The sequence below is a fragment of the Pararhodobacter oceanensis genome, assembly GCF_003076755.1.
Taxonomy (GTDB): domain Bacteria; phylum Pseudomonadota; class Alphaproteobacteria; order Rhodobacterales; family Rhodobacteraceae; genus Pararhodobacter; species Pararhodobacter oceanensis.
Window position 1 is genome coordinate 1 of sequence record NZ_QDKM01000010.1, and the last position, 23,107, is coordinate 23,107.

The window sequence follows — 23,107 nt, forward strand, 5'->3', positions numbered from 1 at the left end:
CCCCCCCCCGCGCCCCCCCCCCCCCCCCCCCCCCCCCCCCCCCCCCCCCCCCCCCCCCCCCCCCCCCCCCCCCCCCCCCCCCCCCCCCCCCCCCCCCCCCCCCCCCCCCCCCCCCCCCCGGTCGGATCGGGCAAAGCCCGATCCGACATGCCTCAGATTTCCTCGCCCGCCTCGATGCGGAAGTTCTGGCTCTTGTCGATCATCGCCACCAGCCGCACGATACAGCCGTCGCCGCGGTCCCAATTCCACGGGAAGAAGGCAAAGGTGCAGCGTTTGCCGGTCACCGCATCCAGATCACCACCGACATTTTCGATGCCCATAATGCCGTTTTTAAACAACACGTTATGCACCGGCTCCCATTCAGGAAACGCATCTTTCCAATCGATGCCGCCGGACCATTCTTTGTATTCTTCGGCCAGATGCGGCAGCAGCGGACCGTTGCGCTGGGGGCCGATGGCGGTGGCCAGCGGGTGGTCATTGGCCTGGGTGTCATGGCCGACAACCTTGACGCCTTTCTCGACCATCCATTCCCCCGCCGATTTCACGAACCCGGGGCAATAGGCAAAGTAATCGCCGTCTTCATATTGATGGTGCCAGCCGGTGTTGATGATCAGCACATCGCCCTTGCGGATCACATGGCCGCAGGCTTTCTCCAGATCCTCGGCGGTGATCGGCTCCCATTTCTTTTTCGGCAGCGACACGACAATGCCCGAGCCAAAGAAATGCGGCAGCGGCACCTCGTCGATAAACGGCGTGCCCTGCACCACATGGGCGGGCGCGTCGATATGGGTGGTCGCATGCATCGTGGTGGTGATGCGCTGCGAGAGCACACCGGATTTCGCCATATAGTGGATACGCTCGATTTTGGTATCCTCGAAATACGGCCAATTGGGGTTTTGAAACCCGAAGCGGTGGCTGAGGTTATAGAACTCCAGCCCCATGCTGTTGTCGAGATTACCCTCGAACTCGATCCCGCGAACTTTCACCATGACAATTTCCTCCTCGAATGTCGGGTGGCGTGGGCAGTGCAGTTGCGCCCCTCCCAGTTCATGATACGATACGGATGCACCGCATAGTGGTCAATACAGATTCTGCCATTTGTATCGTATTGCAAAGTGATTGCCGCTCACTGTATTGCCTTGTGAGACACTTATAAGGGGTTAGCCGATGAACGACCAAGGAACCGCCCGCTCCGGCATTCAGGTTATCGCCCGCGCGGCCGCGATTCTCCGGGTTTTGCGCGACGATACCGATGGGCTGTCGCTCGGACAGATTGCCGAACGGGTGGAATTGCCCCGCTCTACGGTGCAGCGAATCGTCGGCGCGCTACAGGCCGAGCGTCTGGTCATCGCCTCGAGTTCCGGCGGCAGTATCCGCCTCGGCCCCGAGATCACCGCGCTCTCCGAAGCGACGCGCTATAATGTGGTCGAGGAATGCCGCCTGCATCTCTCGGAACTGTCGCGGCTGCTGGGCGAAACCGCGGATCTGTCGGTTCTGCGCGGCGCGGCGATGATCTTTCTCGATCAGGTGCCCGGCATGCACCGTTTGCGCACGATCTCCTCGGTGGGCGATGCCTTTCCGCTGACCACCACCGCCAACGGGCGCTCGGCGCTCTCGCTGCTACCCGAGGATCTGGCGCGGCAGATGGTCGAGGATGAATGGCAGCGCTGGCATCACGCGGGCGATTGGCCGGCCTTTGCGGCTCTGCTGGCCGAGGTGCGCGAGACCGGTCTGGCCTGCGATAGTGATGAGCATACCGAGGGGATATCGGCGCTGGGCGGGGCGCTGCGCGACCGCCACGGCGAGATTTACGCGATCTCGGTGCCGGTGCCGACCCAGCGGTTCGTGCAAATCCGCCCACAGGTCGAAGTGGCACTGCGCGACATGCTGGCGACATTGCGCGTGCAACTGGCTCATTAAGGCCAACCTGCGCGCAACCGGCGGCGCGGCGCAGGGGGCGGCAGGGCGTGCCTATGGCGGCATGCTCAAAGACGGTCGAAACTCCGCTCGGAGAGCCGCAGGCCCTGGATCGGCGCGCCCTCGTTCAAACGCCATGCCTGCAGGGTGAACCTGCGCTGGCCGCTGGCATGCATCGGGTCCGCCTCGGCCAGTTGCCGCGCCTTTGCGATATCGGCGGCTCTATAGATGATCAGCCCCGCGCCGGACATTTGCGCGCCGCTCGGATCAGACAAGGGACCCGCAAGAAACAGCACCCCGCGCGCCTCAAGGTCTTTTTGATAGGCCAGATGCGCGGCCAGTAGCTCGGGCGCGGGCGGGCCCTCCTTGGCGGGGCTGGTGATACAGGCGAAAACCTCCAGCGCGAGGCAGCCGCGCGCGCGGCAGGCGGTTCCGTATTCGTCCCAATTCATGGCGTCTCTCCCTCGAATGTCTTGCGTAATTCGGCCTTTTGCACCTTGCCCATGGCGTTGCGCGGCAACTGGTTAACGAACCGCAACTCCCGCGGCAGTTTGAACCGCGCAAGTTCAGGGCCGAGCGCCGCCAGCACCGCCTCGGCGTCCAGATGCGCGCCCGCGCGCAGCACAATCGCCGCCGCCACCACCTCGCCCAGATCCCCATGCGCGACGCCAAACACCGCGCTTTCCTCCACCTCGGGCAGGGCGTCGATCAGGCTCTCGATCTCCTTGGGATAGATGTTGAACCCGCCCGAGATCACCAGATCCTTCTCGCGCCCGACAATCGACAGATAGCCACCCTCATCAAATTGCCCCAGATCGCCGGTGATGAACCAACCATCAGCGGTGAAGCTCTCGGCGGTTTTCTCGGCATTCTGCCAATAGCCTCGGGTGACATTCGGCCCGCGCACCTCGATCCCGCCGATGCCCTGCGCGTCGGGCGTGGCGAGGCGCACCGAGACCCCTTGCAGCGGCTGGCCCACGGTGCCCGCGCGGCGAGGGCCGAGATAAGGGTTCGAGGTGATCATATTGGTCTCGGTCATGCCGTAGCGCTCGAGGATCGCATGGCCGGTGCGCGCCTCGAATGCGGCATGCGTATCGGCCAACAACGGTGCCGAGCCCGAGATCACCAGCCGCATATGCGCCATGCTCTCACGGGTGAAGCGCGGATCGGCCAGCATCCGGCTGTAGAAGGTCGGTACCCCCATAATCACGCTGGCGCGGCGCAAGTCTTCGGCGATCTGGTCGATGTCGAAGGCACCATGAAAGATCATCCGCGCGCCGGAGAGGAGCAGGGTATTGGTGGCGACAAACAGCCCGTGGGTGTGGAACACCGGCAGCGCATGCAACAGCACATCCGAAGCGGTGAACTGCCAGTGATCACATAGCGCTTTGGCGTTGGAGATCAGATTGTCATGGCTGAGCATCGCACCTTTCGAGCGGCCCGTGGTGCCCGAGGTATAGAGGATCGCCGCCAGATCATCCGGCGCGCGCGGCACGGGTGCCGCCAAGGGGGACACTTGCGCCGCCTTCAGCGCCTCGGGCGTGACACAGCGCAGGTTCTGCACTTCGGCAACGGCGCGTGCCGCCTCGGTGCTGGCGTCGATAATCAACAGCGCAGGCGCCGCATCCTCGATGAAATAGGCCAGTTCCGCGGGCGTATAGGCGGTGTTGAGCGGCACAAACACGCCACCTGCAGCGACCGTCGCCAGATAGAGCACCAGCGCCTCGGGCGATTTCGCGATCTGGCAAAGCACGCGGTCCCCCGGCGTCACGCCCTCGGATTGCAGGGCGGCGGCGGTCTGCGCGACCTCTTGCCGCAATTGCGCATAGGACATCTGCCGCCCGTCAGGCGTTTCCAGAAACGGCGCCTTTGCGGGCTGACCGTTTAGGAATGTCTCATGAATCGGGTTGCTTGGCATCTTTGCGTCCTTGCGTGCTGTCTGCGGTGTCCCAGATCCGGGGGCGGTTGACCAAGGCGCGCACATGGCGCGAGAGGGTGATCTCGCCGCTGGCGGAAAAGGCTTCGTGACGGGATTCGACTTGCTCGAGTTCGTAAAGGTAATTCACCATCACCCCGTGGCTTTGCGCGCGCCCCTTGGCCGAGAGGTCGCCGCCGGGGTTAATCCGGTGCAGCTCGGCGCCATTGCCCAGATGAAACCGCGCCACCGGATCGAGCGGACGGTTGGCGCCGTCCTTGGCCTCGGCCAGATAGGCGGCTGCGGCGATGGGCAGGGCCTCGTGCCCCTCGGCCAGATACTCGGGCGCGATCCCCTGCTTTTGGGTCCAGCGGGCAAAGCCGGGCATCGGCGAGAGGGTGGCGAAACGCTTGAGATTGGGCAGGTCGGCTTTGAGGTCCGAGGCGACCTGTTTGATCAGGAAGGCGCCAAAGGAAATCCCCGCCAGCCCCGCCTGACAATTCGAGATCGAGTAGAAAATCGCCGTATCGGCATCCTCGGCCTGCAGGGTGTCGCGCGGCGCGGAGAGGATCGTGTCGATGGCGCCGACCAGCCCGCGGGTCAGCGCCACTTCGACGAAAATCAGCGGCTCGCCGGGCAGGGCGGGATGGAAAAACGCAAAACAGCGCCGGTCGGCAGGCACCAGCCGCGCGCGCAGATCCTCCCATGTATCGATCCTATGCACCGCCTCATAGGCGATGATTTTCTCCAGCAGATCGGCGGGGCTGTGCCAGTCGATGCGCGCGGGCACCAGAAACCCGCGGTTGAACCAACTTCGCAACAGATGCCGTAGGTCCGCATCAATCGGCGCCAGCGAGGCGTCCTCGCGCAGCGCCGCCAGCAGATTGCAGCGAAACGCCACCAGCCGCTCGGTGCCCCGCGGCGCGGCGTTGAGGCGGCGAAACAGCTCTTGCCGGGGCGGCTCGGCAGCCTGTTGCAGGGCAATCAGCGCGGCGGTGCCCGCCTCGGGGTCTTTGGCACTTGTGGCGGCTTGCAGAACCGCGCCCAGATCAACCTCGAATTCATCGCGCAGCGCTGCGAGATAGCGCTGTAACCCCTCGGCATCGGCGGTTTCGATCAGCGTCAACACCCGGTCGGCGATCGCCACGCCCGAGGCCTGACCGCGCGCGGTCAGCAGCGTGTGGCTCAGCTTTATCGGATCATTCTGCGCGGAATTGAGCGTATCCCCCCAGAGCCGCGGCACCACATTCGGCCCGACGAGATTTCTCAGAAAACCGGCAAAGGATGTGTCTCGGACCATGTTGCGCACCTCAAATTTCGTGATCAACATAAAAAATCGACTTTAAGTTGACAACTCGTTTTTCTTCGGCGTAACAAAAGAAGACGCATGAAGGAGAGACTGCCATGAAGCTGCTGACCGGAACCCTTGCAGGCGCGACGACGCCCTCGGTCTTTGCCGTGACCGGAGAGCGCGCCACGCTGGTGCAAGACGGGGCAGGGGATCTGACGGCGCTGATCCAGAGCGTTGCCAAAGGCGGTGCGCTGCCGGAACCGGCGGCGAATGCGGCCAGCGTGGCAGTCACGGATGTGACGCCGTCGCTGCCCATCGCGCGGCCCGGCAAGATTGTCTGCCTTGGCCTGAACTACGCCGAACATGCCCGCGAAGGCGGCTATGATGTACCCGATTATCCGGCGATGTTCCTGCGCGCCGCCACCTCGATGGTGCCTGCACAGGCGCCGATGGTGCTGCCCGAGGCCTCCGAGACATTCGACTATGAAACCGAATTGATGATCATCATCGGCAAGGGCGGGCGCCATATCGCCGAGGCTGACGCGCTGGATCATGTTTTTGGCTACACCACCTTTAACGACGGCTCGATCCGCGACTACCAGCGCAAGACCCATCAATGGACCGCGGGCAAGAATTTCGACGGCACTGGCGCATTGGGTCCGATTGTGGTGACCCCCGATGAGCTGCCCGCGGGCGCCAGCGGGCTGGCCATTCGCACGCGTTTGAACGGGCGGATCATGCAGGACAGCAACACCTCGGATATGATCTTTCCGGCGGCGCGCACGATTGCGATTGTCTCTGAAATCATGACGTTAGAGCCCGGCGATATGATCGCTTTCGGCACCCCGCCCGGCGTTGGCCATGCGCGCAGGCCGCAGGTCTGGATGAAAGACGGCGATGTGATCGAGGTCGAGATCGAGGGCATCGGAACCTGCCGCAATCCGGTGGTCTCCGAGGCTGCATTGGCGCGCGAAAAGGCCGTGACCGCATGAATGCCTCGGCCCCGAAACCATGCCCCGAGGCGGATCCGCGCGAGGCCGCGCAGGCGGAAATCCGCGAGTTGCGCGCGCGGATACCGCATCTGGATGAAGATGCGATTGATCTGATCCTGACCAAAGCGCGCTCGCATTACGCATGGCAGGACCGGCCGGTCAGCGAGGCGCAGTTGCGCCGCCTTTACGAGATCACCAAGATGGGCGCGACCAGCATGAATTGCTCGCCCGCGCGGTTCTTTTTCATCACCTCGCCCGAGGGCAAGGCCAAATTGACCCCCGCGCTCAAACCCAAGAATGTCGCCAAGATGCTCAGCGCGCCGGTGACGGTGGTGATTGCCGAGGATTTGGCGTTCTGGGAGCGCCTCGATGTCTTGTTTCCGCATGAAGACCGCAAACCGCTGTTTCGCGGCAAATCCGCCTATATCCGCGAGACCGCCGCGCGCAATGCCACCCTGCAGGGCGGCTATATGATGATCGCGGCGCGGGCGATGGGGCTCGATTGCGGGCCGATGTCGGGCTTTGACAATGCTGCGGTGGACCGCGAATTGTTCAGCGGCACCACGCTGCGGTCGAATTTTCTATTGAACCTCGGATATGCCGATGAAACGGCGATTTTTCCGAAACTTCCCCGCCTGCCGTTTGAGGAGGCGTGCAGGATCATGTGACGGGGAGGGGCGTCGTGGGAGGGCGCAAGTGAGTGGGGTAATTCGCCCAGAAACGACTGGAACGGGAGGTCCAGACCATGACCATGAAACTCAATCGTCGCACTTTACTGGCCAGCACCGCCGCGAGCGCGGGTCTGGCGTGTTTCGGACTGCCCGCCTTGGCAGCGGGACGGATGGCCACCGTCATCGACGGCTATCCCGAACGCTCTATGTGGCTGGTAGAGCTGAGCAATTTCTTCCTGCCCGAGGTCAACCGCCGGCTCGAAGAGGCGGGGCTGGAGGTGTTTGATTTCCAGGAAAGCTATGGCGGCTCGATCGTCAATCCGCGCGGCGTGCTGGAAGGGCTGCGGCTGGGGCTTGGCGATATGGGGATCGTCACGACGATTTTCCACGCCTCGGAGCTGCCCTCGCAGGCGATTGCCGCGGTGACGCCTTTTATCTCCAGCAACGCCGCAATTGTCGCCCGCGCGATTGACGAGATCGCCAATGAATTCCCCGATATGCGCGAAGAATTTGCCAGCGAAAATCAGGTCTATCTGGCCACCGGCGTGGTGCTCGATAGCTACCAGATGTTCAGCACGCGGCCGATCAACACGCTGGCGGATATGGCCGATCTGCGGGTCGCGGGGGCGGGCTATAACCTGCGCTATCTCGAGGGGCTGGACGGCGCCGTGGGCGTGCGCGGCGGGCTGACCGATTTCTACAATATGGTGCAGACCGGTGTCACCGAGGCGGCGATGCTCTGGCCCGAGGCCGCCAATACTTTCGCCATCGCCGAGGTCGCCCCGCATATGCTGCGCGCCAATCTGGGCTCGGTGAACACCAAATCCCTGACCGTCAACGCCGACTTCTGGGCCACGCTCTCGCCCGAGGTGCAGGCAGTGCTGCAAGAGGTCGCCATCGACTACCGCGACCGTATGGCCGAGGTCGCGATGGAGCAAGCCTCGGTCTCTGAGGCCGCCTTTGTCGAGGCTGGTGGCACGATCACCGATCTGTCGGACGCAGACCGCGCCTCCTGGGCGGCGGCAATGCCCAATATCGCGCAGGAATGGGCACAGGGGCTTGATGACGCGGGTAAAAACGGCTCGGCGATGCTGGACGCCTATATCAACAAGCTGATTGCGGCGGGCGAGACACCGGCGCGCAACTGGTCGACCGAGGCCTGATCCTTGCGGGGCCCGCAAGACAGCGACGGGATCATGCGCGGCATCAATATGCTGTCGCGCGTGTTCTCGGTGATCGCCAAAGCGCTCAATGCGACCGGCACTTTGGTCGTGTTGGCGCTGGTGGTGATGATCAACTCGGATGTGGTCTCGCGCAACCTGTTCAACGCGCCATTCCCCGGCACCTATGAGATGGTGCAATTCCTGATGGTGATGATCGTGTTCCTGCAGCTGCCGGACGTGATCCGCATCAACCGGCTGACCCGTTCGGATGGCGCTCTGGCGGTGCTGGCGATGGATCGGCCCCGCGCCGCGCGGGTGATCGCGCGGATCATCGACAGCGCGTCTTGCATCTTTATGGGGCTGATCGCCTTTGCCATCTGGCCCGAGCTGCAGCGCTCTTGGGGCAGCGGCGCGTTTTTCGGCACGCCGGGGATTTTCACCGCGCCCTATTGGCCGATCCATCTGGCCATTCTGGTCTCGAGCACCCTGTCCTCGGCGATTTTTGCCACCAAGGCGATCACCGGAAAACGCCGTCCTGAACATCTGCACCTTGAGGAGTCCGGCGCATGAGCCCCTTCGAGATTGGCCTGATCTCGGTCGTGGCGATGGTCGTCATGATCTACCTCGGGGTCTATATCCCCATCGCCTTGGGGATGGTCTCGTTTGTCACCATCTGGATCCTGCGCGACAGTTTCCAACTGCCCTTGGCGCTGTTGAAAATCGCGGTTGGCGATTCCGTCACCCAGTATTCCTTTGCCACCATCCCGCTGTTTACCTTTATGGGGCTGATCGTCTCCAAGGCGGGGATGGGCGAGGATGTCTACCGGGTGATGAATACGGTGTTTTACAGGATCACCGGCGGTGTCGGCATGGCCACGGTCGGCGCCAATGCGCTGTTCGCGGCGGTGACCGGCAGCTCGATTGCCTCGGCCTCGGTGTTTACCAAAGTCGCCGTGCCCGAGATGATGAAACTGAACTATAACAAGCGCTTCGCGGTTGGCGTTGTGGCAGGGTCTTCGGTGCTGGGGATGATCATTCCGCCCTCGGCGATGCTGATCATCTATGCGATCGTCGCCGAGCAATCGGTCGGCCATATGTTCCTTGCGGGGATCATTCCGGGGATCATGTTGTCGGGCGCCTATATCCTTGCGATCTGGGTGATGGCCCGACTCTGGCCGCGGTTCGTGGTGAATGAAGGCGCGGTGAATAAGGCCCCCGAGGATTTGATGAGTGCTGCGCAACTGCTGATGCTGTCGTTGCCCCTCGTCGGGTTGGTGATCACGGTTCTGGGCGGCATCTATACCGGCTGGCTGACGCCCGTTGAGGCCGGAGCGGCGGGGGCGGCGCTGGGTCTGGTGCTGGCGATTGCGCGGGGCAAGATCAACCTCAAAAGCTTCTGGAACGCCTTGCTGGAGACCGGCCATATCACCGCCGCGATCCTGTTCCTGATCACCGCCGCCTCGATGTACAGCCGCATGCTCGGCATCGCCGGGGTGCCCAATGCGCTGGGTGATTTTCTGGAAACCTATCAACTGGGATTCGCCGCGGTGATGGTGATGCTGGTGCTCCTGATGCTGTTTCTCGGCACCCTGTTAGACACCGCTTCGATCATCCTGATCGTGGTGCCGCTGTTCCTGCCGATCGTCGAGCCGCTGGGCGTCAATCTGGTCTGGTTCGGCATTATCGTGGTCATCGGCGCCGAGATCGGCCTGTTGACCCCGCCCTTGGGGATCTCGTGTTTTGTGATCAAAAGCACGATCAGTGACCCCACGATTTCGCTCAAGGATGTGTTCATGGGCGCCTTGCCCTTCGCCGCGGTGATGCTCTGCGTGCTGCTGGTGCTGATCGAATTTCCCATCCTTTCCACGGTGTTGCTGCCGTAACTTCTGACTGCCTAAGGAAAACCCATGCGCAATGTCACCTCTGAAACCCTCACCGATCTGCTCTTGAACCTGTCCGGCCCTGACACCGACCCAAGGGTGCAAGAGGTGCTCGGTGCGCTGGTCAAACATCTGCACGCCTTTGCCACAGAGGTCGGGCTGACCCATAGCGAATGGCGCAAGGGGCTGGAGCTATTGACCCGCGCTGGCGAGATTTCGGACGCCGAGCGCAATGAATTCGTGCTGCTCTCGGATGTGCTGGGGCTCAGCTCCCTCGTCGATATGATCAATTCGCCCGATGACTGCACCAGTTCCTCGGTGCTCGGCCCGTTCCATGTGCTCGGCGCGCCGCAACTGCCGGTGGGCGGCGATCTGATCGGCGACAACGCGGGGCAGCAAGTGGTGGTGCAGGGCGTGGTCCGCGATCAAGCGGGGGCGCCGATTGAGGGGGCGGTGATTGAACTCTGGCAAACCGCTGACAACGGGCTTTACTCGGGGCAGGATGCCACCCAGCCCGACTATAATCTGCGCATGGCGATGACGACCGGCGCCGACGGGCGCTATGCGGTCTCGACGATCCGCCCGACGCCCTATCTGGTGCCCACCGATGGCCCTGCAGGCGACATCCTGAATGCCACCGGCCGCCACGCCTGGCGCCCCTCGCATCTGCATTTCATCATCGAGGCCGCGGGCTATCGCAGTCTGGTGACCGAGGTCTTTCCCAGCGACGACCCCTATCTGGATGAGGATGCAGTCTTCGGGGTGCGCGAAGATTTGGTGATGGAATTCCAGCCCGGCACGCGCGCCGCTTTGCCCGCAGATATCGAAGCGCGGGACCGGCTGGATGAGGGGTTCAGCAGCGTGGAGTTCGACTTCGTACTGCCACCGGCCTGACCGGCGCAAGGCGCCAGCGTCCGCGCGCATTTACCGCGATCAGGGCCGCCCGCACCACATTAGGGCGGCCGCTCTATTTCACCGCGCTATCTTCTTGTTTTGACAGTTCTTTAAACAGAAACTCGCCGGTCTTGCGGTAGTGATCATTGAGCAGCCCGACCGCGCGTGAGGTGTCGCGCGCCAAGGCCGCGTCGACCAGTTCCGAGTGCTCATCGGCAATCCGCCGCTCGGGATAGGCCACCAACCGCGCGACATTGCGGTAGCGCACTGCCAGATCGTAAAGCTGGGCGCAGAAATTCAGCAAATAGCCCGAGGGACAGGCGGAAATCAGCGCCGCATGAAATTCGCGGTGCGCGGCCTCCCAGTCATCGGCACGTGTGATCCGGTCCAGCGTATTCAACCGGTGGCGCAGCATCACGATGCGTTCCTCCCATTCCGCCCCGCCTTGGGCAATCGCATCGGCCAGCGCGATCCCCTCAACGCGGCACCGCGTATCCAACAGGATCGCGAAATCCGCCGCGCTGATCTTGGGCGCCCAGAAGCCGCGCTGCTCATTGCGCACAACCAGTTGTTCCGACGACAGAATGCTCAGCGCCTCACGCACCGGACTGGCGCCCATATCCAGTTTTTCGCGCAGGCTCTCGATCTGGATACGCGCGCCGGGCGCCAATTCCCCCGACAGCACCATTTCGCGAATGCGGTGATGCGCGCGAGAGGTTAGAGAGCGGTGTTCGTCCATGCGGGCCTCCTTAGGTCCCCCTTTTTAGGCATGAAACCCCCGCCAGACAATATCGATATCCCGCCAAATAAGCGATAATTCCTCCTGCGTTTCAATCTTTTCCCCGCTGGCCGCTGCAATTCGCGTGTTGGGCGCTTTGCCGTGCGAAAAGCGCAAGAATAACCGCTCTCCGCCGGCCCGTTCCCCGCTGCACCGCATCCGCATTCCCGCGCCGTATCGGTATGCGGCAAAGCGGGGCTAACCCGCTGATCTCCCCCATATCCCGCGCGAAAACCGGGGTTTCGTTTGACTTTCACACCCCGGCCTCGGTAGCGTCCGGCCATGACAGATCATCCGATTTTATGGAGCTTTCGGCGCTGCCCCTATGCGATGCGCGCGCGGCTGGCGGTTCAGGCATCCGGCCTGCAGGTCGAACTGCGCGAAATCCTCCTGCGCGACAAGCCCGAGGCGTTTCTGGCCACCTCGCCCTCGGCGACGGTGCCATGTTTGCGGCTGCCCAGCCCTGCGCCTGAATCCGTGCCCGAATCCGTGCCTGAACCGGTGATTGACGAAAGCCTCGACATCATGATCTGGGCGCTCAAGCAACAAGACCCCCATGGCCTCTTGGATATGCCAGAGGCGGGGTGGCAGTTGATCGCCACGAATGACGGCCCGTTCAAAACCGCCCTCGATCACACCAAATACGCAGTGCGCTATCCTGATCTTGATCCCGACGCCGAGCGGGAAAAAGCCTCGGCGTTTCTCTATGATCTTGACGCGCAGCTTGCGGGGCAGGAGGCACTATTCGGTGCGCGCTGGCGCGTGGCGGATCTGGCGATCCTGCCGTTTGTGCGCCAATTCGCCAATATCGACCGACCCTGGTTCGACGCGCAACCCTGGCCGAATCTGATCCTATGGCTGGACGCCTTTACAAACAGTGAAGACTTCGGCCGGGTGATGGTGAAACCCCCGCCATGGCGCCCCGAAGACGCGCCGCTCTGGTTCGGCGGCTAGGGTTCAGGCCGCCCCTCAAACAGCCAATTTCAAACGCGAAGCCCAAAACGACGAAAGGCCGCCCGAAGGCAGCCTTGTCGTGAACCACATTGGGGTGATGTGGTCAAATTGGAGCGGGCGAGGCGATTCGAACGCCCGACCCTAACCTTGGCAAGGTTATGCTCTACCCCTGAGCTACGCCCGCTCTCTCTGTGAGGCGGGTTCTACGCAAAGCCGCTGGGGGCTGCAAGAGGCAATTTGCATCTTCTGCATCTTTTTTCGCAACTATTTGGAATTCCCCAAGAAATACCTGCAAAACCGGTGAAATCGTGGCCTCTGGCGCGGCGCGGGGCAGGGGGCGGGATGGAATCGCGAGCACCGCCTGCAGGGGGGCAGGGCGGCGGCTGGTAACCGGATGGTAAGTTTTGCGCTCTAACCTGCGATAAGGGCAAAGAAAGCGGGCGCAGGCCGGGAAAGGGGCTTGGGGCCGCGGGGAATATCGCTATCTCTGGGGGTGCGGCGCCTTTTGGCCGCATGTTTCCGGAGACTGAAATGACGGATGTCGATTTGAACGCCCGTGCGAATGGGGCGTGTGAATTTTGTGGGGTGACCGAGGGGCTTGCGGCGCTGGAACAGCCGCCCGCCGGTCCGCTGCTGCTCTGCGCGATCTGCCGCGGCGACAGCGCGCCCGATAGCCCCGCGCATTGGCAGTGCCTGCAAGGCGCGGCCTGGTCCGAGGTGCCCGCGGTGCAATTCGCTGTCTGGCGCAAACTGGGCGCGATTGAGGAGCCTTGGGCCAGCGATCTGCGCGAGACGATGTATCTGAGTGATGAGGCGCAGTCCTGGGCGGATGCGCCCGAGGCCTTGGTGCACCGCGACGCCAATGGCGCGGTGCTGGCCACAGGTGACACGGTGGTCCTGATCAAGGATCTGCCGGTCAAGGGCGGCGGCTTCACCGCCAAACGCGGCACCGCCGTGCGCGGGATCACCTTGGTGGACGATAACGCCGGTCATATTGAGGGCCGCGTTGACGGGCAGCGGATCGTGATCCTGACCGAATTCGTCAAAAAGCGCTAATCATCCCGCGCGATACTGACCGGCACGATACTGACCAGATTGCGCCGGGCCTGACGGGTGACTGTCATGGCCCGGCGCCGTGTTCATAGACCCTCGCGGGTCACTCGAATTCAACCAACATATCCTTGGCGTCGATCTGGTCGCCCGGCTGCACATGCAGCGCTTTGAGCTGTCCCGCGCGCTCGGCGTGCAGGCCGGTCTCCATCTTCATCGCCTCGATGGTCAGCAGCAGATCGCCCGCCGCAACCTTCTGTCCGACGCTCACCGCGATCGAGGCAATCGAGCCCGGCATCGGCGCGCCGACATGATCGGGATTGGCGGCATCGGCCTTGGCGCGCACCGCCTGCGTGGCTTTGACCTTGCGGTTTGGCACGCGAATGGTGCGCGGCTGGCCGTTGAGTTCAAAGAACACTTTCGCCTCGCCGTCATCCATCGTGTCGCCAATGGCAACCATCTGGATTTCCAGCGTTTTCCCCGGATCAATCTCGGCCGAGATCTGCTCGGTCGGCTCCATCCCGTAAAAGAAATTCCACGTCGGCAGGCTCCGCACCGGCCCGTAATTTCCGTGGCGCTCCATGTAATCGAGAAAGACCTTGGGATACATCAGATAGCCGTTGAGATCCTCGTCATCAATCTCGGCGCCGTCCAATTGCTGCGAGAGCGACGCGCGTTCGGCCTCAAGATCGAGGGGCGGCAGATGCTTGCCGGGCCGCTCGGTTGATGGGGTCTCGCCCTTGAGCACTTTCGCGGTGATCGCCTGCGGCCAGCCGCCCTCGGGTTGGCCCAGATTGCCCTTGAGCATATCGACCACCGAATCCGGGAAGGACATTTCGCGCGCCGGATCCTCGACATCCTTGCGGCTGAGCCCCTGTGTCACCATCATCAGCGCCATATCGCCGACAACCTTGGACGAGGGCGTCACCTTGACGATATCGCCGAAGATCTGGTTCGCCTCGGCATAGGCGCGGGCGACCTCGGGCCAGCGTTCCTCCAGCCCCAAGGCGCGGGCCTGTGCCTTCAGGTTGGTGAACTGGCCGCCGGGCATTTCATGCAGATAGACCTCGGAACTGGGCGCCTGCTGGCCGGTTTCAAAGGCCAGATAATGCGCGCGCACCTGCTCCCAATAGTCGGAGATGTCGCGGATCGCGCCCATATCGAGGCCGGTGTCGCGTTCGGTATGGCGCAGCGCTTCGACCACCGAACCCAGTGTTGGCTGGCTGGTATTGCCCGAAAGCGCATCCATTGCCGCATCGACCGCGTCAACACCGGCATCGGCGGCGGCCAATATCGTCGAGATCGCCGCGCCCGAGGTGTCATGGGTGTGGAAATGGATCGGTAGATCAACCGCATCCTTCAGCGCAGAGAACAACACTTTCGCCGCCGGTGCCTTGAGCACGCCAGCCATATCCTTGACGCCGAGGATATGCGCGCCCGAAGCCTCGAGTTCGCGGGCCATTTTCACATAGTAATTCACCGTGTATTTGCTCTGCGCGGGGTCCAGAAGATCGCCGGTATAGCAGATCGTGCCCTCGCAAATCTTGCCGGTCTCGATCACCGCATCCATCGCCGGACGCATGTTTTCCACCCAGTTCAGACTGTCGAACACGCGGAAGACATCAACCCCGGTCTCGGCGGCGCGGGCAACGAAACTTTGCACCACATTATCGGGGTAATTGGTGTAGCCGACGCCATTCGAGGCGCGCAGCAGCATCTGTGTCAGCAGGTTCGGCATCGCCGCGCGCAGATCGCGCAGCCGCTGCCACGGGCATTCCTGCAAGAACCGATAGGCCACATCAAAGGTCGCGCCGCCCCAGCATTCCATGCTGAACAGCCCCGAAAGATTGGTCGCATAGCTTGGCGCCACGCGGATCATGTCGATCGAGCGCATCCGTGTCGCCAGCAGCGATTGATGGGCGTCGCGCATGGTGGTGTCGGTGATCAACAGCCGCTTTTGGTCCTTCATCCATGCCGCCAGCGCGGTGGCGCCTTGGGCATCGAGCAGGGTTTTGGTGCCCGCGGGCGGCGCATCGACCAGCGGCGCCGGTGGCTGCGGCGGGCGCGGTTGCGCGGCAGGGCGCGGGCGTCCGGCGGTCTCGGGGTGGCCGTTGACGGTGATATCCGCCAGATAGACCAATATCTTGGTGGCACGGTCGCGGCGTTTGGTGAATTCAAACAGCTCGGGCGTGGTGTCGATGAATTTCGTCGTCGCCTGATCGTCCAGAAACACGGGGTGTTTCAGCAAGTTTTCGACAAAGGCGATATTGGTCGAAACCCCGCGGATACGGAATTCGCGCAGCGCACGGTCCATCCGCGCAATCGCCTCGGACGGGGTCGGCGCCCAAGCGGTGACCTTCACCAAGAGCGAGTCGTAAAACCGTGTGATCACCCCGCCGGTATAGGCGGTGCCACCGTCGAGCCGGATGCCCATGCCGGTGGCCGAGCGGTAGGCGGTGATGCGCCCGTAATCGGGAATGAAATTGTTCAGCGGATCTTCGGTGGTGACGCGGCATTGCAGCGCGTGGCCCGAGAGCCGCACGTCATCTTGCGTTGGCGTGCCGGTGGCGACATCCAGCGTCGCACCCTCGGCAATGCGGATCTGCGCCTTGACGATGTCGATGCCGGTGACTTCCTCGGTCACCGTATGCTCGACCTGCACACGCGGGTTCACTTCGATGAAATAGAACTCTTCACTGTCGATATCCATCAGGAATTCGACGGTTCCGGCGTTCTGATAGCCGACGCTGCGGCCGATTTTCAGCGCCAACTCGCAGACTTCGGCACGCTGGGCATCGCTCAAATAGGGGGCGGGGGCGCGCTCGACGACCTTCTGGTTGCGGCGCTGCACGGTGCAATCGCGCTCAAACAGATGATACAGATTGCCATGGGTGTCGCCGAGCAATTGCACTTCGACGTGGCGGGCGCGCTGGATCATCTTCTCCAGAAACCCCTCGCCATTGCCAAAGGCAGCCTCGGCCTCGCGGCGGCCTTCGCGCACCTTGGTGTCCAACTCCTCGGGGCCGCTGATCGCGCGCATGCCGCGCCCGCCGCCGCCGTGGCTGGCCTTGAGCATCAGGGGATAGCCCACCGCCTCGGCCATCTTGCGGACCGCCTCCATATCCTCGCCGAGCACCTCGGTCGCGGGGATCACCGGCACGCCCGCCTCGATCGCCACCTGCCGCGCGCTGGCCTTATCGCCAAGCGCGCGCATGGTGTCGGCGCGCGGGCCGATGAAGGTGATGCCGGCAGCGGTGCAGGCGTCGATCAGCTCGGGGTTCTCGGACAGCAGCCCATAGCCCGGATGGATCGCATCGGCGCCCGCCTGTTTGGCGACGCGGATGATCTCGGGGATCGACAGATAGGCGGCGACCGGCCCCATGCCTTCGCCGATCCGATAAGCCTCATCGGCCTTGAACCGGTGCAGGCCCAGCTTGTCCTCTTCGGCATAGACCGCGATGGTGCGTTTGCCCAGCTCATTGGCGGCGCGCATAATGCGGATGGCAATTTCGCCGCGATTGGCGACTAAGATCTTGTTAAAGCTGGACATAATGCTGCGGCTCCGCTGTTGTCGGGGATCGTTTTGCGGTATTGCTAGCCCAATTACTGCGCTGCAGCAAAGGTTATGTTGGATTTTGTCACATTTGCGGCTGGCCGTCGCGATCATAGATCTGCACCAGCTGGCAATCGGCGATCCATGGACGCGCGCCTTGGGTGCAAATCGCGGTAGCGGTGGTGCGGGCGATCTCTGCGGTGGGCAGGCCGCAAGTGACCTCATGCCAGTGCAAACCCTCGGTGTGCATCACGAAAAGGTCGATCGAAAAGCCCGCGGGTTGGCACCAATTGGTCGGGATGCAATCCGCGGCTTCGGCGCCGCCCGCGGTGCATTCCGCGGTGGCAGCGGCGAAGCCCTCGGCGGGGGTTTGGGCCAGCGCCATGCCCGAGGACATTTCCGGCGCTTGCACAAAGGCGATACCGCTGGGGCCGTCTTGTGCCGCGAGGGGCAGCGGCGCGAGCAGGAGGCATAGGGGCAGGGCAATCTGGCGGATCAGCATGGGCGGTCCTCTGGCAAAGGGGAAAGCCTAGCGCGGTGATAGCCATGCGCCAAGCGCGATATCGCGGGTGGATTGGGGGGGGCGGTGCTCAAAGCAAAGCGCGAAGGGACGCGCCCGACCTTGGGTGGGCGGATGAGAGATTGGAGTGAAGCGCTGCGCGTGAAAGCACTGATGTGGGGTGCGCAGTGAGGGACATCGCCAATGCGCCCTCCCGGGGGGAGGATCGGGCGCGGCCCGGGGTTCCCCCGGGCGAAACAGACAGAAAAATTGGCCTTGGTAACCGGTGCATAGAAAGAAAAATGGCCGACCCCTAGGGACCGGCCATTCAAATTCTCTCCGCTCTCGCCAGCCTCAGCCAGCGGCGCGGGAATGGCGTTTGCGCTCATGCGGGTCGAGATAGCGCTTGCGCAGGCGGATCGACTTCGGCGTCACCTCGACCAGCTCGTCATCGTCGATATAGGCAATCGCCTGTTCCAGCGTCATCACCACCGGCGGCGTCAGGCGCACCGCTTCATCGGTGCCCGAGGCGCGCACGTTGGTCAGTTTCTTACCCTTCAGCGGGTTCACCTCTAGGTCGTTCTCGCGGCTGTGCTCGCCGATGATCATACCGGTGTAGATCTGCTCTTGCGCGCCGATGAACATCTTGCCGCGGTCCTCGAGGTTCCACAGCGCATAGGCCACCGAAACGCCGTTTTCCATCGAGATCAGCACGCCCTGACGACGGCCCTGAATGCTGCCCTTATAGGGCGCCCATTCATGGAACACGCGGTTGAGAACGCCGGTGCCGCGGGTGTCGGTCAGAAACTCGCCGTGATAGCCGATCAGGCCGCGGCTGGGCACCTGCGCGATGATGCGGGTCTTGCCAACACCGGCGGGTTTCATCTCGGTCAACTCGCCACGACGCGGGCCGGTGAGCTTTTCGATCACCGCACCGGTGTGCTCATCGTCCACGTCAATGGTGACCTCTTCGATCGGCTCGACGCGCACGCCGTCCTCTTCGCGGAAAATCACCTGCGGGCGGCTGATCGACAGCTCGAAACCCTCGCGGCGCATGTTTTCAATCAACACACCCATCTGCAATTCGCCGCGCCCCGAGACGATGAAGGCCTCGCCGCCCGGCGTGTCCTCGATCTTGATCGCGACATTGACCTCGGCCTCTTTCAGAAGACGCTCGCGGATCACCCGGCTTTGCACCTTATTGCCGTCTTTACCGGCCAAGGGGCTGTCGTTGATCCCGAAGGTGACGCTGATCGTCGGCGGGTCAATCGGCTGGGCGGGCAGGGCGGTATCGACGCTGAGCGCGCAGAGCGTATCGGCGACGGTGGCTTTCGACATGCCGGCGATGGTGACGATGTCACCGGCGATGGCCTCTTCGATCGGCTGCTGGCCAAGACCGCGGAAGGCGAGGATTTTCGAGACGCGGAACTGCTCGATCCGCTCGCTCTCGCGCGACAGGGCCTTGATCGATTCGCCGACTTTCAGCGTGCCGGTCTCGACCCGTCCGGTCAGGATGCGACCCAGAAACGGATCCGCCGAGAGGGTGGTCGCCAGCATGGTGAAATCATCATTGCGGCGCGCCAGCTGCTTGGGCGCGGGCACATGGCTGAGCACCAGATCAAACAGCGCATCCATATTCGCACGCGGACCGTCAAGATCCGTGTCACACCAACCGTTGATCCCCGAGGCATAGAGCACCGGAAAATCCAGCTGGTCGTCATCGGCGCCGAGATTGGCGAACAGGTCGAACACCTCGTTGAGCGCGCGGTCGGGCTCGGCGGCGGGTTTGTCGACTTTATTGAGCACCACAATCGGACGCAGCCCCAGCGCCAGCGCCTTGGCGGTGACGAATTTGGTCTGCGGCATCGGGCCCTCGGCGGCGTCAACCAGCAGGCAAACCCCGTCCACCATGCTTAAGATTCGCTCGACCTCGCCGCCGAAATCGGCGTGACCCGGCGTGTCAACGATGTTGATCCGCGAGGATTTCCACTCGACCGAGGTGGCTTTGGCAAGGATGGTGATCCCGCGCTCACGCTCGATATCGCCCGAATCCATCACCCGGTCGGTGGTGGCCTGGCCGGTGCGATAGGTGCCGGATTGTTTCAAAAGCTCGTCAACCAATGTGGTCTTGCCGTGGTCAACGTGCGCGATAATCGCGATATTGCGAAGGTCCATGTGTCGTTTTTTCCCGTTATGTTGCACGCGCGATAGAGGAAAAATCCGGTCTTGACCAGTGCGCAGCGCAAATTGCGTGACGTCGCACGCGATATGGCGGCGTTTGAGCGCCGATTAAGCGGCAGGCGCGGCAGATTTGCCGGTTGGGCGGTCCCGGTTGGGGTGGTCCCTGGGCGGTTTGTGACGCCAGCCGGGCCGTTGCGCCCGATCTGCGCCGTTGCGCTATCTTAATGCGGGGCGGCGGCGGAAAACAAGTTGATCACTAAAATCCCCGCGATGATCAGCGCCAGACCCAAAAGCGCCGGCCCGTCGAGTCGCTGGTTGAACACGAAAAACCCGATCACCGCGATCAGGAAAATCCCGAATCCCGACCAGATTGCATAGGCAATCCCCACCGGAATCACCCGCAAGACCAAGGACAGCAGGTAGAAAGACACGATATAGGTGGCGATGGAAATCGTCGTCGGCCAGAACCTGGCGAACCCGTCCGAGGCTTTCAGCGCCGTGGTGCCGATGGTTTCAAAAACAATGGCAATCGCGAGAAGAAACCAATGCATGGGGCGCGTCCTTGGGCTGTGACTCATCTGGCGACTGTCTGGCAGGTTCTCGGGGCGGGGGAAAGCCGGTTCTGCGCGGCGTATCTCGGGCGCTGGTGCTATCGGGGCGGGCGCGCGGGGCATCGAACCCCGCGCGCCCGGCGGTGGCTGCGCCCCCGCGCCCCCGTGGAGGGCGCTGCGCAGGACTTATCCGATGCGGCGCTTATTGTGGTCTTGGGAGTTGGATATTTAAGGCATAAAGTGGGGCCTATGGCGCAGCGGTTGCGCGTCATTACGGGCGGATTGCGGGGGGGTGCCGGTGGCGAAGTGGCGTTTGTATACCATTGCACACAATTGCCTTGACGAATGCCCCGCGATAGGCGAGATAGCGGCCAACGGAGCGCGGGTCGCGGCGTGACGCCTCGGGTCTTGCGCTGCGATCATCGTTTCAAGGCCCGACCCGCGGACCCGCCGCAGGCCGCCGCCACCGACCGATACACGCGCCGCATCGGGCGCTAGCATAAGGATGTGACCATGGCACAGACCCCTGACATTATTTACACCAAGGTTGACGAGGCTCCCGAACTGGCCCGCGCCTCGCTCGAGCCGATCATCCGCGCCTTTGCCGCGCCCGCCGGGATCTCGATGGAAACCCGCGATATCTCATTGGCCGGTCGCGTGCTGGCGGTGTTTGCCGATCATCTGACGGAACAGCAGCGGGTCAGCGATGATCTGGCGGCACTCGGTGAATTGGTGAAAACCCCCGATGCGAATGTGATCAAACTGCCGAATATCTCGGCCTCGGTGCCGCAGCTGGTGGCGACGATCAAGGAATTGCAGTCGCAGGGCTATGCGCTGCCCGATTACCCAGAAGAGCCCGAGACCGACGCCGAGCGCGACGCCAAAGCGCGCTATGACAGCGTCAAAGGCTCGGCGGTGAATCCGGTGCTCCGCGAGGGCAACTCGGACCGTCGTTCCGCCAAGGCCGTCAAAGCCTATGCGCAGGCCAACCCGCACCGGATGGGCGAATGGTCCTCGGACAGCAAGACCCATGTCGCCTCGATGTCGGGCAATGATTTCTACGCCAACGAGAAATCCGACACGATCAGCGCGGCGCAGGCCGGTGCTGCGAAAATCACCTTTACCGGTGCCGATGGTGCCGAGACGGTGTTGAAAGACGGGCTCTCCTATCTTGAGGGCGAGGTGGTTGACGCGACCTTCATGTCGGCCAAGGCGCTGCGCAAATTCATCGCCGCAGAAATCGCCTCGACGGCGCCGGATGTGTTGTTCTCGGTGCACCTGAAAGCCACGATGATGAAGGTCTCGGACCCGATCATCTTTGGCCATTTCGTCAGCGTCTTCCTTGAGGATTTCATCGCCAAACACGGCGCGAAACTCGATGCGCTGGGCTGGAACCCGAATTCCGGCATCGGTGATCTGGAAGCGCGGATTGCCGGTGATGCCGATCTGGAGGCCGATCTGGCCGCCACTCTGAAGGCACGCCCGGGCATGTATATGGTCAATTCCGACCGCGGCATCAGCAACCTGCATGTGCCCTCGGATGTGATCATCGACGCCTCGATGCCCTCGGTGATCAAAGCCGGTGGCAAGGGCTGGGGCCCGGATGGCGAACCCGCCGACACCAAATGCTGCATCCCCGACAATTGCTATGCCGGCGTCTATGACGAGACGATCAATTACTTCAAAGAGACCGGCAAGCTGGATGTCACCACCTGTGGCGCGGTGTCGAACGTCGGCTTGATGGCGCAAAAGGCCGAGGAATACGGCAGCCACCCGACGACCTTTGAAGCGCCCGCCGATGGCACCATCCGCATCGTGTTGGCCTCGGGCGATGTGCTGCATGAGCATGCTGTCGAGGCGGGCGATATCTGGCGCTCCTCGACCGCCAAAAAAGCCCCGATCCTCGACTGGATCAAACTGGGGATTGCGCGGTTCAAAGCCACTGGTGCGGGCGCCTTCTGGCTGGACGCAAACCGTGCCCATGACGCCGAGCTGATCAAATACGTGGAACCGGCGCTGAAAGAGGCGGGGATCGAGATCCCGATCATGGCGCCGCGCGAAGCGACGCGGTTCAGCTTTGAAACCATGCGCGCGGGTAAGGACTGCGTGACCATCACCGGCAACGTGCTGCGCGACTATCTGACCGACCTGTTCCCGATTTTGGAACTGGGCACCTCGGCCAAGATGCTGTCGATCGTCAAGCTGATGCAGGGCGGCGGGCTGTTCGAGACCGGTGCCGGCGGTTCGGCGCCGAAACATGTCGAGCAGGTGACGGAAGAAAACCACCTGCGCTGGGACAGCCTTGGCGAGTTCTGCGCGCTGGGCGAGAGCTTTAACTTCCTCGCCGAAGAAAAGGGACGCTCGAAGGCTGGTGTGCTCGGTGCGGCGGTCGATGCGGCAACGCAGCAACTGCTGGATAACAACGACTCACCGCAGCACCGCGTCGGGCAGAACGACACCCGGACCTCGCATTACTGGTTCGCGCGCTACTGGGCCGAGGCTCTGGCGGCGCAGGGTGATGACGCGGAACTGGCGGCGCATTTTGGCCCCGTGGCCAAGGCGCTGGCCGAGAATGAGGCAAAGATCCTTGCCGAGTTGAAGGCCGATGAGGGCAAGCCCGCGGATATGGGCGGCTATTATCACGCTGATCCGGCGAAAGTGGCGGCGATCATGCGGCCGTCGGCGACGCTGAACGCGATCATCGGGTAAGCGGTTGATTTGACACGAATTATGAGGGCGGTCCGAGTGGGCCGCCCTTATGCGTTTGGCGACCTGTTTTGCGAGTTCATCTCATGCGCCACGGTTCAGCCGTCCCGCC

19 protein-coding genes and 1 tRNA gene are annotated in these 23,107 nt (G+C 62.9%); 10 read left to right on the forward strand and 10 right to left on the reverse strand.

What is annotated here, in order from left to right:
• Nucleotides 1-152: 152 nt before the first annotated feature.
• The gene (locus DDE20_RS16055; RefSeq protein ID WP_116559547.1) at nt 153-989 is read right to left on the reverse strand and encodes a cyclase family protein; all 837 of its coding nucleotides are present in this window, start codon (nt 987-989) and stop codon (nt 153-155) included.
• Between the two features lie 178 nt (nt 990-1,167).
• Between DDE20_RS16055 and DDE20_RS16060 the strand changes: the two genes are divergently transcribed.
• Complete coding sequence (locus tag DDE20_RS16060) at nt 1,168-1,920, forward strand: IclR family transcriptional regulator (protein ID WP_116559548.1); 753 nt, start codon at nt 1,168-1,170, stop codon at nt 1,918-1,920.
• Nucleotides 1,921-1,985: 65 nt separating this feature from the next.
• Here DDE20_RS16060 and DDE20_RS16065 read toward each other — a convergent pair whose 3' ends face one another.
• Genes DDE20_RS16065 through DDE20_RS16075 form a run of 3 tightly spaced genes read right to left on the reverse strand, consistent with a single transcriptional unit; the run spans nt 1,986 to nt 5,132 of the window.
• Nucleotides 1,986-2,369, reverse strand: coding sequence for a YciI family protein (locus tag DDE20_RS16065; RefSeq protein WP_116559549.1), 384 nt, complete (start codon nt 2,367-2,369; stop codon nt 1,986-1,988).
• Entirely contained in the window at nt 2,366-3,835 is a 1,470-nt protein-coding gene (locus DDE20_RS16070; protein WP_116559550.1) for an AMP-binding protein, read from the reverse strand. Before DDE20_RS16070 ends, DDE20_RS16065 begins: the two co-directional genes overlap by 4 nt.
• Nucleotides 3,813-5,132, reverse strand: coding sequence for a malonyl-CoA decarboxylase domain-containing protein (locus tag DDE20_RS16075; protein ID WP_116559633.1), 1,320 nt, complete (start codon nt 5,130-5,132; stop codon nt 3,813-3,815). Before DDE20_RS16075 ends, DDE20_RS16070 begins: the two co-directional genes overlap by 23 nt.
• A 104-nt stretch (nt 5,133-5,236) precedes the next feature.
• Here DDE20_RS16075 and DDE20_RS16080 point away from each other — a divergent pair, with 104 nt between their 5' ends.
• From DDE20_RS16080 to DDE20_RS16105, 6 genes are all read left to right on the forward strand, one after another.
• The gene (locus DDE20_RS16080) at nt 5,237-6,115 is read left to right on the forward strand and encodes a fumarylacetoacetate hydrolase family protein (RefSeq protein ID WP_116559551.1); all 879 of its coding nucleotides are present in this window, start codon (nt 5,237-5,239) and stop codon (nt 6,113-6,115) included.
• A complete protein-coding gene (locus DDE20_RS16085; RefSeq protein ID WP_116559552.1) occupies nt 6,112-6,783 on the forward strand; it encodes a malonic semialdehyde reductase in 672 nt (223 codons plus the stop codon). Before DDE20_RS16080 ends, DDE20_RS16085 begins: the two co-directional genes overlap by 4 nt.
• Nucleotides 6,784-6,860: 77 nt before the next feature.
• Nucleotides 6,861-7,949, forward strand: a complete 1,089-nt coding sequence (locus DDE20_RS16090; RefSeq protein ID WP_240608144.1) for a C4-dicarboxylate TRAP transporter substrate-binding protein — start codon at nt 6,861-6,863, stop codon at nt 7,947-7,949.
• Between the two features lie 3 nt (nt 7,950-7,952).
• Entirely contained in the window at nt 7,953-8,519 is a 567-nt protein-coding gene (locus DDE20_RS16095) for a TRAP transporter small permease (protein ID WP_240608145.1), read from the forward strand.
• Nucleotides 8,516-9,832, forward strand: coding sequence for a TRAP transporter large permease (locus DDE20_RS16100; protein WP_116559554.1), 1,317 nt, complete (start codon nt 8,516-8,518; stop codon nt 9,830-9,832). Before DDE20_RS16095 ends, DDE20_RS16100 begins: the two co-directional genes overlap by 4 nt.
• Before the next feature lie 24 nt (nt 9,833-9,856).
• Complete coding sequence (locus DDE20_RS16105) at nt 9,857-10,723, forward strand: dioxygenase family protein (RefSeq protein ID WP_116559555.1); 867 nt, start codon at nt 9,857-9,859, stop codon at nt 10,721-10,723.
• A 73-nt stretch (nt 10,724-10,796) separates the two neighbouring features.
• Here the strand turns inward: DDE20_RS16105 and DDE20_RS16110 are convergent, their stop codons facing one another.
• Nucleotides 10,797-11,462 carry a GntR family transcriptional regulator gene (locus DDE20_RS16110; protein ID WP_116559556.1) on the reverse strand — a complete coding sequence of 222 codons (666 nt, stop codon included), beginning with the start codon at nt 11,460-11,462 and terminating at the stop codon, nt 10,797-10,799.
• 321 nt (nt 11,463-11,783) lie between these two features.
• On the opposite strand from DDE20_RS16110, the gene DDE20_RS16120 reads away from it, so the two are divergent.
• A complete protein-coding gene (locus DDE20_RS16120) occupies nt 11,784-12,455 on the forward strand; it encodes a glutathione S-transferase (protein ID WP_116559558.1) in 672 nt (223 codons plus the stop codon).
• A gap of 109 nt (nt 12,456-12,564) precedes the next feature.
• Here DDE20_RS16120 and DDE20_RS16125 read toward each other — a convergent pair.
• Nucleotides 12,565-12,639: transfer RNA gene (locus DDE20_RS16125), tRNA-Gly, on the reverse strand.
• A 347-nt stretch (nt 12,640-12,986) separates the two neighbouring features.
• Here DDE20_RS16125 and DDE20_RS16130 point away from each other — a divergent pair.
• Nucleotides 12,987-13,511 carry an alkylphosphonate utilization protein gene (locus DDE20_RS16130; protein WP_116559559.1) on the forward strand — a complete coding sequence of 175 codons (525 nt, stop codon included), beginning with the start codon at nt 12,987-12,989 and terminating at the stop codon, nt 13,509-13,511.
• A gap of 100 nt (nt 13,512-13,611) precedes the next feature.
• Here the strand turns inward: DDE20_RS16130 and DDE20_RS16135 are convergent, their stop codons facing one another.
• From DDE20_RS16135 to DDE20_RS16150, 4 genes are all read right to left on the reverse strand, one after another.
• Nucleotides 13,612-17,055: a pyruvate carboxylase gene (locus DDE20_RS16135; protein WP_116559560.1), complete on the reverse strand. Its 3,444-nt coding sequence runs from the start codon at nt 17,053-17,055 to the stop codon at nt 13,612-13,614.
• Nucleotides 17,056-17,143: 88 nt separating this feature from the next.
• Complete coding sequence (locus DDE20_RS16140; RefSeq protein WP_116559561.1) at nt 17,144-17,560, reverse strand: hypothetical protein; 417 nt, start codon at nt 17,558-17,560, stop codon at nt 17,144-17,146.
• A 351-nt stretch (nt 17,561-17,911) separates the two neighbouring features.
• Complete coding sequence (gene typA / locus DDE20_RS16145) at nt 17,912-19,732, reverse strand: translational GTPase TypA (RefSeq protein WP_116559562.1); 1,821 nt, start codon at nt 19,730-19,732, stop codon at nt 17,912-17,914.
• A gap of 227 nt (nt 19,733-19,959) precedes the next feature.
• Entirely contained in the window at nt 19,960-20,289 is a 330-nt protein-coding gene (locus tag DDE20_RS16150; protein WP_116559563.1) for a DMT family transporter, read from the reverse strand.
• Nucleotides 20,290-20,802: 513 nt separating this feature from the next.
• Between DDE20_RS16150 and DDE20_RS16155 the strand changes: the two genes are divergently transcribed.
• Entirely contained in the window at nt 20,803-22,998 is a 2,196-nt protein-coding gene (locus DDE20_RS16155) for an NADP-dependent isocitrate dehydrogenase (RefSeq protein ID WP_116559564.1), read from the forward strand.
• The last annotated feature ends 109 nt before the right edge of the window (nt 22,999-23,107 follow it).